The organism is Mycobacterium sp. NGS17 (assembly GCF_059813205.1).
In genome coordinates this window covers 382,970-395,892 of sequence record NZ_JCALED010000004.1, presented here as the reverse complement: position 1 = coordinate 395,892, position 12,923 = coordinate 382,970, and the positions used below count along the sequence as shown (strand labels likewise).

Sequence of the window (12,923 nt, the reverse complement as noted above, 5' to 3'; positions counted from 1 at the left end):
GAATGGTTGTAACGCGTCGGCGACAAGCAGTATGCCCGCCGCTGGCGCGGCGGGCATACTGTCTGCTACCTAGCTTGGGGGTGAGGCCTTAACTCGCGTACGACCGTAGCCTGTCGGCGCGCTCCCCGTTGCGCAGTTTCGACATTACGTCCCGCTCGATTTGGCGGACCCGCTCGCGGGACAGGCCGAACAGCTTGCCGATCTGGTCCAGCGTGCGCGGCTGGCCGTCGTCCAGGCCGAAGCGCAACCGGATCACCTGGTGCTCACGCTCGTCCAGCGTGGCCAGCACGCTGCGGATGTCGGTGTGCAGCAGCTCGGCGATCACCGCGTTCTCGGCCGACATCGCTTCGGCGTCCTCGATGAAATCGCCCAGCGGAGCTTCTTCCTCGGAGCCGACCGGCATGTCCAGGCTTACCGGGTCGCGGCTGTGCTCGAGCAGGTCGTTGATCTTTTCGACCGGAATGCCGGACTCGGCGGCCAACTCCTCGTCGGTGGCCTCGCGTCCCAGGTTCTGGTGCATCTCGCGCTTGATCCGCGCCAGCTTGTTGACCTGCTCCACCAGATGGACCGGCAGCCGGATGGTGCGGCTCTGGTCGGCCATGCCGCGGGTGATGGCCTGACGGATCCACCACGTCGCGTAGGTCGAAAACTTGAATCCCTTTGTGTAATCGAACTTCTCCATCGCGCGGATCAATCCGAGGTTGCCCTCCTGAATGAGATCCAGCAGCGGCATACCGCGACCGGTGTATCGCTTGGCCAGCGACACCACCAGGCGCAGGTTCGCCTCCAGCAGGTGACGGCGCGCCGCCTGACCATCGCGCACCACGGCCTGCAGATCGCGTTTACGGTTCTCCCCGAGGCGCTTACGCGTTGCGAGCAGGTGTTCGGCATAAAGCCCGGCTTCGATGCGCTTGGCGAGTTCGACCTCGCCGGCCGCATTGAGAAGTGCCGTCTTCCCGATTCCGTTCAGATATACGCGCACTAGGTCCGCTGCGGGGCTTTGAGCATCCAGATCGCCGTCAAATCTGCTCGTGCTGGCGTTCGCCATAGCGACCTCCCGTTCGGCTTTGTTCTGTCATCGAGTTCAACGACAGATCAGCTTTGAGAGTTCCCAACGACCCCGCATCTCACACGTCTTGACGTGCAGAAATGTGCCGCAGACCTGAGAATGTCCTGAGAAGTCCGTCGGGCGCGGCACCTTCAGGAGAAACGGCGACTAGCCGTGATCGATTCCATCGCGAAACCCCGTCGGCCACTCCGGCTGCGGGTCTCGGGGGGCCTCGAGCGCCGGACGTTCGGCCCTGGGGAACAGGCGGTTGTGCTGGCGGGCAGCGTCGAAACGGCGGGGCTCGTCGGCGCTGCGCGGCGGCCGATCGTTGGCGATCAGCACCGCCATCCAGGGCAGCGGGATTGACAGCGCCACGATCGCCAGGGAGATCAGCCCGTTGTGCCACGCGCCGTAGGCCACCGCGGCCAGGATCAGCGCGGGAATCCGGAAAGCCATCAGCGTCAGGTACTTACGGACCCGCGCACGGTGCTGCTCCTCGTACGAGGTCGCGGCGGCGGTGATGAGCACAGGGCGGCTTTTGCTGCCGTCAAAGTCATCGAACCCCGGATCGGAGCCGTGCTTCATTTCTCCACTGTCCCACAACTCGACGTTTCCGGCTCGGCCGGTTTTCGGGGCCTGACGACGGTGCACAATGTCAGGTATGCAGACCCAAACGATCGAACGCACCGACACCGACGAACGCGTCGACGACGGGACCGGCAGCGACACCCCCAAGTACTTCCATTACGTCAAGAAGGACAAGATCGCCGAGAGCGCGGTGCTGGGCAACCACGTTGTGGCGCTGTGCGGCGAGGTGTTTCCCGTCACCAAGGCGGCCAAGCCGGGTTCACCGGTGTGCCCGGACTGCAAGCGGATCTACGACCGGATGAAGAAGGACTGATCAGCCCGGCGGCTCCGCCGGCGCGACGTCGCGTTGCGCGGTGATGGGATTCGTCGTCACCGGATTCGACAGCGTGTCAGCCGCCTTCGCCAGCCCAGGCGAGCGCGACAGCAGCCACCTGCGCAGCCGGTGCGCATGCGTTCGCGGCGCGGGGAACTCTTCCTGAATGGCGGCATTGAGTTCGGCGCCGATCATGATCGCGAAGCCGCCGAAGAACGAGAAGAGCAAGAACGCGATGGGCGTGGAGAGCGCGCCGTAGGTGTAACCGGTGCTGGTGATCCATTGCAGGTAGATGCGCAGGCCCAACGTGGCGATGACGAACACCGCGGTCGCCAGCGCCGCGCCGAAGATCAGGCGATGGGTCGGAAGCGGTTCTGGTAGCGATACCCGATACAAGATCACCACCCCGAACATCAGCACCAGGATCAATGCCGGGTAATAGCCGTAGCGCAGCACGTTCGCCAGGCTGACCGGAATGTGTTCACCGATCTTGCGCGGTCCCAACACAATCAGTGGTGCGGTCATGACAACGCCGATCAACCCCACCACGTAGAGGAACAGCGCGAACAGGCGCTGGCGCACCGGATGGCGCAACGGCGTCTGGTCATGCGCCTCGACAACCGAGTCGACGAACGCCGAGATGGCCGACGACCCCGCCCACAACGAGATGATGAACCCCAGCGACACCACCTCGCCGCGCGCGTTGTTGGCGATGTCGCGGACGGTCGGCTCGATGATCTCGTTCACCACGCTGGGGGAGAACACGCTGTGTGCCGTCGAAATCAGCTGACGCAGGATGCTGGGCAGCATGTCCGGGCCGAACAGCGGCGCCACGTAGGCCAAGGTGCCCAGCATCCCAAGCAGCAGCGGCGGCAATGACAACGCCGACCAGAAACCAGCCTGAGCCGACTCGGAGAAAATCGAGTCGTCCCAACTCTTGGAAAGAGTCCTCAGGGTGATCCGCCAAATGTGGTGGCGCGACGGTTTTGCGACCTGCTCGCTCATACCCGTCCAGCATTACCGAAGATCGCTCGCACCGCCCACATTGGCGATGGGCGAGTTCGGTGCGGGCTAGCTTTCGCTGATCTCCAGCACGGCGTCCAGCTCGGTCAGCTTCGCCTCGTGCTCGTTGGCGTGGTGCTGGCAGAAGAGAAGCTCCAGTCCAGAAGGCAGCTTGGCGCGCACACGAGCCGCAGCACCGCAGCGGTCGCAGCGGTCGGCTCTGGTCAGTTCCGGACTCGTCAGAGTTGCATTCATGGCTTCTCCGTTCTCGTACATTCACTTTCTCAGACGTATGGCGTTTTCGCCTTGTTCCCCGATCGTTATCGGGTGTGTCGTTTCTCACGGCCTGGTCAGGTTTGGTTTGGGCGGTGTCTAGGGTGTCGGGTTGTGACGATCGCTGGTGACGTCCTGGTGCACCTGTGCGGAGCCGAGCAGTGGGCGCGGGCCCGGCAGGTGGGGCGGCTGGACCCGGACACCGCCGGTGGCGGCGAGTTCATCCATCTGTCGACGCCCGAGCAGGTGCACCTGCCGGCCAACCGTCTCTATCGCGGTCGCGGCGACCTGGTTCTGTTGCACATCGACCCCGCCCGGCTCGACGCGCCCGTGCGGTGGGAACAAGGAGTACCAACCGACCCGGACTCCATGTTGTTCCCGCACCTGTACGGCCCGTTGCCGGTGGCCGCCGTGGTCCGGGTCACCGCCTACCCGCCGGCCGACGACGGCACCTTCGCACCGATCGCCGGCGGCTCCGCCGGGCGGTCGACGTAGGCGTCGGCTTCGATCTCCACCAACAGGTCGGGCGCGATCAGCGCCGAAACTTCGACCATGGTGGCCGCGGGCCGTATCGCACCGAAGACCTGCTCGTGCACGGCCCCCACCTCGCGCCAGCGCGAGATGTCGGTGACATAGATGCGGGTGCGCACCACGTCGGCGAGTGCGGCGCCCGCTTGGTGCAAAGCGATCTCAATGCGGCGCAACGCATCTCGTGCCTGGGCGGCGATGTCCCCGGCGGGCCCGACACCGGTTGTTCCGGCCACCGCCACATGCGGGCCGACCCGCACCGCGCGCGAATAACCCACCACCGACTCGAAGGCGGATTCCCCGGAAATGACTTTGCGATTGGTCGACATGGGAGTCACCGTACGGCGGCGACGCCGTCGGCGCAGCCGAATTTCCGGGTGGCAGCGGCCCTTTGGCCAAAGCGCTCGCTGGGCGCCGAAACAGCCTGCGGGACAACGATTCTCGTCGTAAGGCTTGACCGAGACCTCAGTGCTCCAGGACGAGCTTGCCGACTTGCTCGCACTTGGCGAGCTTGGTCAGCGCATCGGGATAGGCGTCGAAGGGAAATACCTCGTCCACGACCACCGGCAGACCCCTGGCGATGTGATCGGTCACCTGGACGAACTCGAGGTGGGATCCCGTCGTCACACCGATCAGCTCCTGCTGCTTGAAGAACAGCCGGGGCAGCAACAGCGGCACCTCGACCCCGCCGGTCGCGCCGCAGGTCACGAAGCGACCGCCGTTGTCGAGTGCCCGCAGCGCCGGTTCCCAGGTCGCGGCGCCGACGCTGTCGACGACGACCTCGACCTTGACCGGATATGGCCCGGCGGAATCGAACGCCTCGACTGCGCCGAGCTCCTTGGCGCGCTTGCGCTTGGCCTCGTCCCGCGACGTCGCGTACACCTCGGCGCCCAGGTAGTTGGCGATCAGCAGCGATGCGACGGCCACGCCCCCGCCGCCGCCGACGACGAGCACCTTCGTGCCGGCCCGCACGCGGCCCTTGCGCAACATCCGCCAGGCCGTCACGTGACACACCGGATACGCCGCGCACTCGACCCACGACAGGTGCTTCGGCTTGCGAACCGGATGCCACGCCGGGACAACGACATAGTCGGCATGACCACCCCACTGATGCTCACCGAGCAGGTGCGTCCCCGGGTCGACGATGCTGTCGATGCCGCGGGTGAGGATCGCCTGGTGGGAGGTGATGCCCGCTTCCATCACGACCTCATCGCCCGGCTGCCAATCGCCCACACCCGGACCGACCTTGTCGATCACACCGGCGACGTCGGAGCCCGACACGTGCGGGAACGATCTCGGTTTGGGCATGCCCCGCGTCAGCCAGAGATCAATGTGGTTGAGGGCGGATGCCCGGACCTCGATGCGGACCTCGCCCGGTCCCGGCTCTGGAGTCGGGACCTCGCCCCAGCGGTACTCGCCCGGTGATTCCTCGAGGATCCATCCACGCATGGATCAGTACGGTACCGACGTTTGTTGCGCCGGGGAGCGGGTTGGGCCGCTGGTGTGTCGCTCAGTCCAGGTAGTCGCGCAACACCTGGGAGCGGCTGGGGTGGCGCAGTTTCGACATCGTCTTGGACTCGATCTGGCGAATGCGCTCGCGGGTCACGCCGTAGACCTGCCCGATCTCGTCCAGGGTGCGGGGCTGGCCGTCGGTGAGACCGAAGCGCAGCCGTACTACGCCCGCCTCGCGCTCCGACAGCGTCTCCAGCACCGACTGCAGCTGGTCTTGGAGCAGCGTGAACGAGACCGCGTCGACGGCCACCACGGCCTCGCTGTCCTCGATGAAATCGCCCAGCTGACTGTCGCCCTCGTCGCCGATCGTCTGGTCAAGCGAGATCGGTTCGCGGGCGTATTGCTGAATCTCCAGCACTTTTTCGGGCGTGATGTCCATTTCTTTGGCGAGCTCTTCGGGAGTGGGCTCGCGGCCCAGGTCCTGCAGCAGCTCGCGCTGAATGCGGCCTAGCTTGTTGATCACCTCGACCATGTGCACCGGGATGCGGATGGTGCGGGCCTGGTCGGCCATGGCACGGGTGATGGCCTGACGGATCCACCAGGTCGCGTAGGTGGAGAACTTGTAACCCTTGGTGTAGTCGAACTTCTCGACCGCGCGGATCAGACCCAGGTTGCCCTCCTGGATGAGGTCCAAAAACGCCATGCCTCGGCCCGTGTAGCGCTTGGCCAGCGACACCACCAGGCGCAGGTTGGCTTCCAGCAGATGGTTCTTCGCGCGGTCGCCGTCGCGGCAGATCCACACCATGTCGCGACGCTGCGCGGCGGGCAGTTTGTCGCCGCGCTCGGTCATCTCGGTCATCAGCTGGGTCGCGTAGAGCCCGGCCTCGATCCGCTTGGCGAGCTCGACCTCTTCCTCGGCGTTGAGCAGCGCGACCTTACCGATCTGCTTGAGGTAGGCGCGAACCGAGTCGGCCGACGCCGTCAGCTCGGCGTCCTTGCGTGCCTGCCGCAGCGCCTCGGACTCGTCCTCGTCCCACACGAAATCGCCGGAGGCCTTGTCCTTTTCGCTGGGTTCGGCGATCTCCTCGTCGTCCTCTGCCGCGGCCTCGCCACCCGTGGCCGGCTTCGCGACGACCTCTTCCTCGCCCTCGGCGGCTTCGGTTTCGCTCTCGTCGGCGTCCTGGCCGTCGGCCGCCACGTCGTCCTCGAGGTCGTCGAGGTTCAGGTCGGTGTCGATGTCGAGGTCTTCACCGGGCTCGCCCTCGAGATCGGGTTCGTTGTCGAGATCCTCGACGGCGCCGTCGGAATCGAGGGCGTCGGGATCCGCCGGCGCGGCCTTGGCGCCTTTGCTTCCGCGCGCCGACGGCGCCTTGGCGTCGCCCTTGGCCGCGGCGCGGGTCTTGGAGTCGGCGGCCGCTTCGGCCTTGGATTTGGTGGACGGCGACGCTGATTTGGCGGCCCGCTTGGCGGGCGCCGAGCCGTTGGCAGCCTTGGCCGCCGGTCGCTTGGCGGGGGACGACGGAGACTTCGTGGCGGTGCGTTTCACCGGCCCGTCCGTCGCCGGGCTTGCTTTCGTCGCTGCCACTTACACCCCTTCGTTTGGGCTCACCTTCGGTGGGTATTGGGCATGGTTAACCGAAAGTGTCTGCTATGTCGATGTCGGCGTTGGTATCAGCGTGAGTAGTCGCACGCTATTCGGTTGGGCGTTCGCCGAGCACCATTGTAACGACAGTGCGCGGTACTGCGGCTCTGCCGGGCGAAATCAGTGGGTGACGTCCGAGGTGGCGGCCATCGCCGCGCCGACGATCCCGGCGGTGTTGAGCAGGGCCGCGGCGACCACCGGGGTGCGGTTGGTCAGCAGCGGCACCCATTTGTCGGCCTTGCGGCTGATCCCGCCGCCCGCGATGAACAGATCCGGCCACACCGCGTTCTCGATGCTCACCAGCACTTTGGTGACCTGCTTGGCCCACTTTTTGTAGGACCAGTCGTTCTTCTCCTTCACCGAGGACGCCGCCCGCTGTTCGGCCTCCTTGCCGCCGACCTCGAGATGGCCGAACTCGGTGTTGGGGATCAGCGTCCCGTTATGAATCACCGCGGAGCCGATCCCGGTGCCGAAGGTGAGCAGTACCACGAGGCCCGACTGCCCTTTGCCCGCACCGTAATGCTCCTCGGCCAGCCCGGCCGCGTCGGCGTCGTTGAGGACGACGACGTCCTGACCGTTCAGCTCGGCGCTGATGATGTCGCGCGCGTTGCTGCCGATCCATGCCTTGTCCACGTTGGCCGCCGTCTGCACGATGCCGTGTGTGACGACTCCGGGATAGGTCACGCCCAGGGGGCCGGTCCACCCGAAAGCGTTGACCACCTCGGCGATCGTCTTGGCCACCGCCGAGGGTGTGGCGGGCTGCGGGGTCAGCAGCTTGACCCGCTCGCCGATCAACTGCCCGGTGTCCATGTCGACGATGCCGCCCTTGATGCCGCTGCCGCCGACGTCGATACCGAATCCGCGACGCTGTGGCCTGCCGTCGCCGGCGGCGGCGCCGGGCGTATCCGTGATCGAGTCGGTGCTGGTCATCGAATCTCCTCGACGTCACTGGGCTGTCCGCTCACCTTAACGCCGCGACGGCGCGGCCCGTGGCGTCTGCGCGAGTGGGGCGACTGTGATCCGATAGACCGGTGACCCCTTCCGATGACGAGCTCGCGAGGCTGCGGTCGGTCGCCGAAACGTTGGCCGCGGAGGCCGCCGCGTTCGTGAGGCGTCGGCGGGCAGAGGTTTTCGGCGCCGATGCGGGCAGTGACGGCAGCGGCGCCGTGCGGTCGAAGAGCACCCCGACCGATCCGGTGACCGTCGTCGACACGGAAACCGAACGGCTGTTGCGCGACCGGCTGGCCGAATTGCGGCCCGGAGACCCCATTCTCGGCGAGGAGGGCGGCGGTCCTGCTGATCCGGCGGGCGCGCCGGCCGGTTCGGTCACCTGGGTGCTCGATCCCATCGATGGCACAGTGAATTTCGTCTACGGCATCCCCGCCTACGCCGTGTCGGTCGGCGCACAGGTCGACGGCGAGTCGGTGGCCGGGGCGGTCGCCGACGTCGTCGCGCACCGGGTGTACTCGGCGGCGGTGGGCCTGGGTGCGCACGTCACCGACGGCGAGGGGACGCAGGCGCTGCGGTGCTCGGCCGTCGACGATTTGTCAATGGCGTTGCTGGGCACCGGTTTCGGCTATTCGCGGCAGCGCCGCGCGGCGCAGGCCGCGCTGTTGGCGCGCATGCTGCCGGTGGTCCGCGATGTTCGCCGGATCGGCTCGGCGGCACTGGATCTGTGCATGGTCGCGTCGGGCCGGCTCGACGCCTTCTACGAGCACGGTCTGCAGGTGTGGGATCGCGCGGCGGGTGCGTTGATCGCGTCGGAGGCGGGGGCCCGGGTGGTGCTGCCCGCGCCCGGCGTAGCCGGGGCCGGCCTGGCGCTGGCCGCCGCGCCCGGAATCGCGGAGGAACTGCTGTCCGTGCTGCGGCGCTTCGACGGCCTGGATCCGATCTTGGATTGACCGCCCGCGTCAGCAGCTGTTGGCGTGAATCTTGGCCAGCAGCGCGGGATCTGAGGGCTCGGTGGCGCCGGGACGCAGGGTGGCGAGCACCGCGTCGATGTCGTCGTTGTGGGCCAACGCGGAGAAGTCGGTGCCCAGGGACAGGTCGACCGAGTCGTCGGCGCGGTTGTCGTTGAACAGTTCGGTGCACGGCGCCACCAGCCACACGGCGGCCGCGGTGGCCTGTCCGGCGGTGCCGAAACGGATTTGGCCCTGACAGGCGAGTCTGGTGCCCGCATAAAGGGGGTCGTTGGCGGCGGTCGGTTGCGCGAAGCCGAGGTCCTTCATGGCGCCCGCGACGTCGCCGGCCTGGCCGCCGCGGCCGCTGGCGTTGAGGACGCGAACCTTGGTGTCCGCGAGCTTGGCGGGAGTGACGTCCATCATGGCGCTGCGCGACACCTGCTCACCGAGCTGCGCCGGCGCCGACCCGGCCGACTGGGGTGGCGGGTTGCACACCGCGGCCTCGTGCACCTTGGCGGGTCGCGTCAGCGCGATCGTCCAGATCACGGCGGTGGCCACTGCGAGAACTATGGTCGCGACGATGGCGGGCCGGGGGTTGCGGCGCCGGAAGGGCCGACCGTGCTTGTCAAACGCTGTACCCTCGGTGATTTGCGTGACCACAGCTGCACTCTAACCGCACGCTAAACCCACTGTTCAGAGACGAGCGCAAGGGTAAAAATGGCTGTGTGACGTAAATCACACCTTAATGGGTCGCGATACGGGCACGAATCATTTGGTGGATGCGTTCGACGCTGGTACAAAGCGATGCTTGGACAACGAGGGCATGTGAGGGGACAGGGCAATGCCTACCGACTATGACGCTCCACGGCGCACCGAGACCGACGACGTTTCGGAGGATTCGCTGGAGGAGCTCAAAGCGCGACGGAACGAGGCGGCTTCGGCCGTCGTCGATGTCGACGAATCTGAATCAGCTGAGAACTTCGAACTGCCGGGTGCCGACCTTTCCGGGGAAGAACTGTCGGTGCGCGTCGTTCCCAAGCAGGCGGACGAGTTCACCTGCTCGAGTTGCTTCCTGGTGCAACACCGCAGTCGGCTGGCCAGCGAGAAGAACGGCGTGATGATCTGTACCGACTGCGCGGCCTGATCGCTGCGCTCACCGTGTCAGGGCCGACAGCACCCGTTCCGGGTGACGGCAACTCACCAGCCAGTACGGCGTCGGATCGTCCGGATCGTCGAGTACCGCCAGGATCATCGGCCCCACCCATGCCCTGTGTAGGACGTACGCCGCCGGGTCGAGTTGGCGGCCCAACGCGGCGGACTTGGCCGAGGGCGCTATCTCGGCGGATCGGGAGATCACGGTGACCGGCAGATGCGCCGGGCCGGCCCACAGCTGCACTTCGCCAGGCGCCGCCGGGTCTTCGGTCACCCGGATCTCGATGCGGCCCAGCCACAGCAGTGCCGCGGCCGCCACCGCGAACAACGCCGCGTACGGCCACCAGACCGACTGGCGGGTGACACCCATGTTGAACTCGAAAGCGACGATGCCCGCCAGCGCGAAGGCCGGCGGCCACCACCACCAGGGAACCCACAATCGTTCGCGATACCGCACGTTGTGCGGCGCGACGCGCGTCTCGGACACGCAGTCAAGGGTAGTCTTTGGCCCCGTGTCGACCAGTCTGGCCATCGTCCGTCTTGACCGAGAGCTTCCGCTGCCCGTCCGCGCCCACGAGGGCGACGCCGGCATCGATCTCTACAGCGCCGAAGACGTCAAACTGGAGCCCGGGCGGCGCGCCCTGGTGCGCACGGGGGTCGCGGTGGCCATCCCGTTCGGCATGGTCGGCTTGGTGCACCCACGGTCGGGACTGGCTGCGCGAGTTGGACTTTCGATCGTCAACAGCCCCGGCACCATCGACGCGGGGTATCGCGGCGAGGTCAAGGTTGCGCTGATCAACTTGGACCCGAGCGAGCCGATCGTGGTGCACCGCGGCGACCGCATCGCCCAGTTGTTGGTGCAGCGGGTCGAATTAGTGGAGCTGGTCGAGGTCTCGTCGTTCGACGAGGCCGGGCTGGCCGAAACATCCCGTGGCGACGGTGGTCACGGTTCCTCCGGCGGACATGCGAGTTTGTGATGGCATTCGGTAAACGCACACCCAAAGACGAGGACGCCTCCGGCGCCGACACACCGGTGGCGGACCACGTCGCTGCCGGCGACGCCGACGAACCGTCCCCCGAAGAGCTCGAGGGCCCGTTCGACATCGAGGACTTCGACGATCCCGCGGTCGCCGAGCTGGCCCGGCTCGACCTGGGCTCGGTGCTGATCCCCATGCCGGAGGCCGGCCAGCTGCAGGTCGAGCTGACCGAAACCGGTGTGCCGAGCGCAGTCTGGGTCGTCACGGCGAACGGGCGTTTCACCATCGCCGCCTACGCGGCGCCCAAGACCGCTGGCCTGTGGCGTGAAGTGGCCGGCGAGCTCGCCGAATCGCTGCGCAACGACTCGGCCCAAGTCAGCATCAAGGACGGGCCGTGGGGACGCGAAGTCGTGGGCACCGCAGCCGGCGTGGTGCGCTTCATCGGCGTCGACGGCTACCGCTGGATGATCCGCTGCGTCATCAACGGCTCCCAGGAGACGATGGAAGCCCTGGAGCAGGAGGCGCGAGCGGCCTTGGCGGACACCGTGGTTCGGCGCGGTGATACGCCGCTGCCGGTGCGGACACCGCTGGCCGTGCAGCTGCCCGAGCCGATGGCCCAGCAGCTGCGCGAAGCGGCCGCTGCGCAACAGGCTGCACAGCAGGTCGACGCCCAACAGGCGCAAGGGCAGCAGGCACCGCCCACCGACCCGGCCGCACGCCGCAGCGTCGACGGGTCCGCTATGCAACAGCTGCGCACCACCACCGGGGGCTGAGCCGGCTACGTGGCGATCGCGAGCGCGGCTTAGCCGGGCGCTGCGGGTCGCCACCATCGGGCTAGAGCTCGGCCAGCGCGGCCAGACACGCCGCGCCCAGGGCGGCGGGATCGACCCCGATCTGATCCAGCGTCACCGTCCGCAGCGCCGCGCGCGGGGCCGCCGCGACCCAGTCGAGGCCGGCCTGCAGCGGGTGGATCGGATCGTCGACCGCGGCGGCGACACCCAGCGGCACGGCCAGCGCGGCCAGCTCGTCACTGCTCGGCGCGACGTACGCCGCAGCCTCTTCCATGGCGTCGGGCAGATGCGGCCACTGCGCGCCCCACGACCGGGTGAGCTCGTCGGCCAGCCACGGGGGGCTGGACGCCCGCATCTGGGTCGTGGTCGCCGCCAGCCCGTCGGCGCGCAACTGCGACGCCGAATACCGCGCCGCAAGTGCCGCCGGCGCGGACCCGGGCGCGCCGGCCCAGGCCGGCAGTGCGGCCACCACCGCGACCGACCGATCGGCATTGGCCAGCGCCCAGGCGGCCGCCACCGCGGCGCCGATGGAGACCCCACCCACCGCGATCGGCCCTGTGCGAGCGACGTCGTCCAGCGCCGTCAGGTAGCCCTCGATCAACCGGTCCGGCCGTGGCGCCGGGGTTACCAACAGCGCGCCGACCTGGGACAAGGGGCGGAAAAAAGCCCGGTGAACGTAGTCGTCGTCGGAGCCGGTGCCGGGCAACAACACCGTCGTGACACCGCGCAGATCGACCACCACCTTATAGATAGTGCCCCGCCGTTCAACCGCACTCCAACACGACGTTTGAGTCAGTTGGCGCTGGGGAACCAAGAGGTCTACGGTGTCCGTTGGCATAAATGGAAGCGTCGAGGCTTATCAGCATTTGTCAGGAGTGGCCATGGGGGCCCAAGGGTATCTGCGCCGACTCACCCGTCGGTTGACGGAGGATCCGGAACAACTCGACTCGGAGGAACTCTCCGACGAGGTCGCAAGCACCGGCGCGCAACGCGCGATCGATTGTCAGCGTGGCCAGGAGGTCACGATGGTGGGCACCCTGCGTAGCGTCGAGTGCAACGGCAGGGCCTGCTCCGGCGGGGTACGCGCCGAACTGTTCGACGGCAGCGACACCGTCACGCTGGTATGGCTGGGACAGCGTCGCATACCGGGCATCGACTCGGGCCGCACGCTGCGAGTGCGTGGTCGCCTCGGCAAGCTGGAGAACGGAACGAAGGCGATCTACAACCCGCACTACGAAATTCAGCGGTGACCGACC

Annotated in this window: 18 protein-coding genes; 7 read left to right on the top strand and 11 right to left on the bottom strand. The window is 67.3% G+C overall.

The features are described from left to right. Nucleotides 1-88: 88 nt before the first annotated feature. Both sigB and AC5Y7E_RS12045 read right to left on the bottom strand, forming a co-directional pair. Entirely contained in the window at nt 89-1,048 is a 960-nt protein-coding gene (sigB, locus tag AC5Y7E_RS12050) for a sigma-70 family RNA polymerase sigma factor SigB (RefSeq protein WP_067127016.1), read from the bottom strand. 168 nt (nt 1,049-1,216) lie between these two features. Beyond that, nucleotides 1,217-1,651 carry a DUF3099 domain-containing protein gene (locus AC5Y7E_RS12045; RefSeq protein WP_499949197.1) on the bottom strand — a complete coding sequence of 145 codons (435 nt, stop codon included), beginning with the start codon at nt 1,649-1,651 and terminating at the stop codon, nt 1,217-1,219. Nucleotides 1,652-1,709: 58 nt separating this feature from the next. On the opposite strand from AC5Y7E_RS12045, the gene AC5Y7E_RS12040 reads away from it, so the two are divergent. Then, the gene (locus AC5Y7E_RS12040; protein ID WP_499919390.1) at nt 1,710-1,949 is read left to right on the top strand and encodes a DUF3039 domain-containing protein; all 240 of its coding nucleotides are present in this window, start codon (nt 1,710-1,712) and stop codon (nt 1,947-1,949) included. Here AC5Y7E_RS12040 and AC5Y7E_RS12035 read toward each other — a convergent pair whose 3' ends face one another. Further along, nucleotides 1,950-2,954: a YihY/virulence factor BrkB family protein gene (locus AC5Y7E_RS12035; protein WP_499919393.1), complete on the bottom strand. Its 1,005-nt coding sequence runs from the start codon at nt 2,952-2,954 to the stop codon at nt 1,950-1,952. A 66-nt stretch (nt 2,955-3,020) separates the two neighbouring features. Continuing rightward, the gene (locus tag AC5Y7E_RS12030; RefSeq protein ID WP_067346704.1) at nt 3,021-3,206 is read right to left on the bottom strand and encodes a DUF7455 domain-containing protein; all 186 of its coding nucleotides are present in this window, start codon (nt 3,204-3,206) and stop codon (nt 3,021-3,023) included. Between the two features lie 132 nt (nt 3,207-3,338). On the opposite strand from AC5Y7E_RS12030, the gene AC5Y7E_RS12025 reads away from it, so the two are divergent. Continuing rightward, nucleotides 3,339-3,719: a DUF952 domain-containing protein gene (locus AC5Y7E_RS12025; protein ID WP_499949074.1), complete on the top strand. Its 381-nt coding sequence runs from the start codon at nt 3,339-3,341 to the stop codon at nt 3,717-3,719. Here the strand turns inward: AC5Y7E_RS12025 and AC5Y7E_RS12020 are convergent. The 4 genes from AC5Y7E_RS12020 to ppgK form a co-directional block, all read right to left on the bottom strand. Next, nucleotides 3,653-4,081: a RidA family protein gene (locus AC5Y7E_RS12020; protein ID WP_499949072.1), complete on the bottom strand. Its 429-nt coding sequence runs from the start codon at nt 4,079-4,081 to the stop codon at nt 3,653-3,655. The two genes, AC5Y7E_RS12025 and AC5Y7E_RS12020, sit on opposite strands and share 67 nt — an antisense overlap. A gap of 136 nt (nt 4,082-4,217) precedes the next feature. Next, complete coding sequence (locus AC5Y7E_RS12015; RefSeq protein ID WP_499949071.1) at nt 4,218-5,201, bottom strand: alcohol dehydrogenase catalytic domain-containing protein; 984 nt, start codon at nt 5,199-5,201, stop codon at nt 4,218-4,220. 61 nt (nt 5,202-5,262) lie between these two features. Further along, nucleotides 5,263-6,789 (bottom strand): RNA polymerase sigma factor, encoded by a 1,527-nt coding sequence (locus AC5Y7E_RS12010; protein WP_499949069.1) that lies wholly within the window; start codon nt 6,787-6,789, stop codon nt 5,263-5,265. 177 nt (nt 6,790-6,966) lie between these two features. After that, nucleotides 6,967-7,776, bottom strand: a complete 810-nt coding sequence (gene ppgK / locus AC5Y7E_RS12005; protein WP_499949067.1) for a polyphosphate--glucose phosphotransferase — start codon at nt 7,774-7,776, stop codon at nt 6,967-6,969. Nucleotides 7,777-7,877: 101 nt separating this feature from the next. On the opposite strand from ppgK, the gene AC5Y7E_RS12000 reads away from it, so the two are divergent. Next, nucleotides 7,878-8,747 (top strand): inositol monophosphatase family protein, encoded by an 870-nt coding sequence (locus AC5Y7E_RS12000; protein ID WP_499949066.1) that lies wholly within the window; start codon nt 7,878-7,880, stop codon nt 8,745-8,747. Nucleotides 8,748-8,756: 9 nt separating this feature from the next. Here the strand turns inward: AC5Y7E_RS12000 and cei are convergent, their stop codons facing one another. Further along, the gene (cei, locus tag AC5Y7E_RS11995) at nt 8,757-9,407 is read right to left on the bottom strand and encodes an envelope integrity protein Cei (protein WP_499949064.1); all 651 of its coding nucleotides are present in this window, start codon (nt 9,405-9,407) and stop codon (nt 8,757-8,759) included. A 181-nt stretch (nt 9,408-9,588) separates the two neighbouring features. Here cei and AC5Y7E_RS11990 point away from each other — a divergent pair, with 181 nt between their 5' ends. Beyond that, a complete protein-coding gene (locus AC5Y7E_RS11990; protein ID WP_008258544.1) occupies nt 9,589-9,891 on the top strand; it encodes a DUF4193 domain-containing protein in 303 nt (100 codons plus the stop codon). A 9-nt stretch (nt 9,892-9,900) separates the two neighbouring features. On the opposite strand, the gene AC5Y7E_RS11985 is transcribed toward AC5Y7E_RS11990, so the two are convergent. Next, nucleotides 9,901-10,386 (bottom strand): DUF3093 domain-containing protein, encoded by a 486-nt coding sequence (locus tag AC5Y7E_RS11985; RefSeq protein WP_499919416.1) that lies wholly within the window; start codon nt 10,384-10,386, stop codon nt 9,901-9,903. A gap of 25 nt (nt 10,387-10,411) precedes the next feature. On the opposite strand from AC5Y7E_RS11985, the gene dut reads away from it, so the two are divergent. Both dut and AC5Y7E_RS11975 read left to right on the top strand, forming a co-directional pair. After that, a complete protein-coding gene (gene dut, locus AC5Y7E_RS11980; RefSeq protein ID WP_499919417.1) occupies nt 10,412-10,876 on the top strand; it encodes a dUTP diphosphatase in 465 nt (154 codons plus the stop codon). Next, nucleotides 10,876-11,649 (top strand): DUF3710 domain-containing protein, encoded by a 774-nt coding sequence (locus tag AC5Y7E_RS11975; RefSeq protein WP_499919419.1) that lies wholly within the window; start codon nt 10,876-10,878, stop codon nt 11,647-11,649. Before dut ends, AC5Y7E_RS11975 begins: the two co-directional genes overlap by 1 nt. 61 nt (nt 11,650-11,710) lie before the next feature. Here the strand turns inward: AC5Y7E_RS11975 and AC5Y7E_RS11970 are convergent, their stop codons facing one another. Then, on the bottom strand, nt 11,711-12,409 hold the full coding sequence (locus tag AC5Y7E_RS11970) for an alpha/beta hydrolase (protein WP_499949062.1): 699 nt from the start codon (nt 12,407-12,409) through the stop codon (nt 11,711-11,713). 139 nt (nt 12,410-12,548) lie between these two features. Here AC5Y7E_RS11970 and AC5Y7E_RS11965 point away from each other — a divergent pair, with 139 nt between their 5' ends. After that, nucleotides 12,549-12,917 (top strand): OB-fold nucleic acid binding domain-containing protein, encoded by a 369-nt coding sequence (locus AC5Y7E_RS11965; protein WP_112710439.1) that lies wholly within the window; start codon nt 12,549-12,551, stop codon nt 12,915-12,917. Nucleotides 12,918-12,923 lie beyond the last annotated feature (6 nt).

What these genes read in the sequence shown, in the direction of transcription:
- AC5Y7E_RS11975 (WP_499919419.1), top strand. Translation starts at nt 10,876, where the DNA reads ATGGCATTCGGTAAACGCACACCCAAAGACGAGGACGCCTCCGGCGCC.
- ppgK (WP_499949067.1), bottom strand. Translation starts at nt 7,776, where the DNA reads ATGACCAGCACCGACTCGATCACGGATACGCCCGGCGCCGCCGCCGGC.
- AC5Y7E_RS12035 (WP_499919393.1), bottom strand. Translation starts at nt 2,954, where the DNA reads ATGAGCGAGCAGGTCGCAAAACCGTCGCGCCACCACATTTGGCGGATC.
- AC5Y7E_RS11990 (WP_008258544.1), top strand. Translation starts at nt 9,589, where the DNA reads ATGCCTACCGACTATGACGCTCCACGGCGCACCGAGACCGACGACGTT.
- AC5Y7E_RS11965 (WP_112710439.1), top strand. Translation starts at nt 12,549, where the DNA reads ATGGGGGCCCAAGGGTATCTGCGCCGACTCACCCGTCGGTTGACGGAG.
- AC5Y7E_RS12015 (WP_499949071.1), bottom strand. Translation starts at nt 5,201, where the DNA reads ATGCGTGGATGGATCCTCGAGGAATCACCGGGCGAGTACCGCTGGGGC.
- AC5Y7E_RS12030 (WP_067346704.1), bottom strand. Translation starts at nt 3,206, where the DNA reads ATGAATGCAACTCTGACGAGTCCGGAACTGACCAGAGCCGACCGCTGC.
- sigB (WP_067127016.1), bottom strand. Translation starts at nt 1,048, where the DNA reads ATGGCGAACGCCAGCACGAGCAGATTTGACGGCGATCTGGATGCTCAA.
- AC5Y7E_RS12020 (WP_499949072.1), bottom strand. Translation starts at nt 4,081, where the DNA reads ATGTCGACCAATCGCAAAGTCATTTCCGGGGAATCCGCCTTCGAGTCG.
- AC5Y7E_RS12040 (WP_499919390.1), top strand. Translation starts at nt 1,710, where the DNA reads ATGCAGACCCAAACGATCGAACGCACCGACACCGACGAACGCGTCGAC.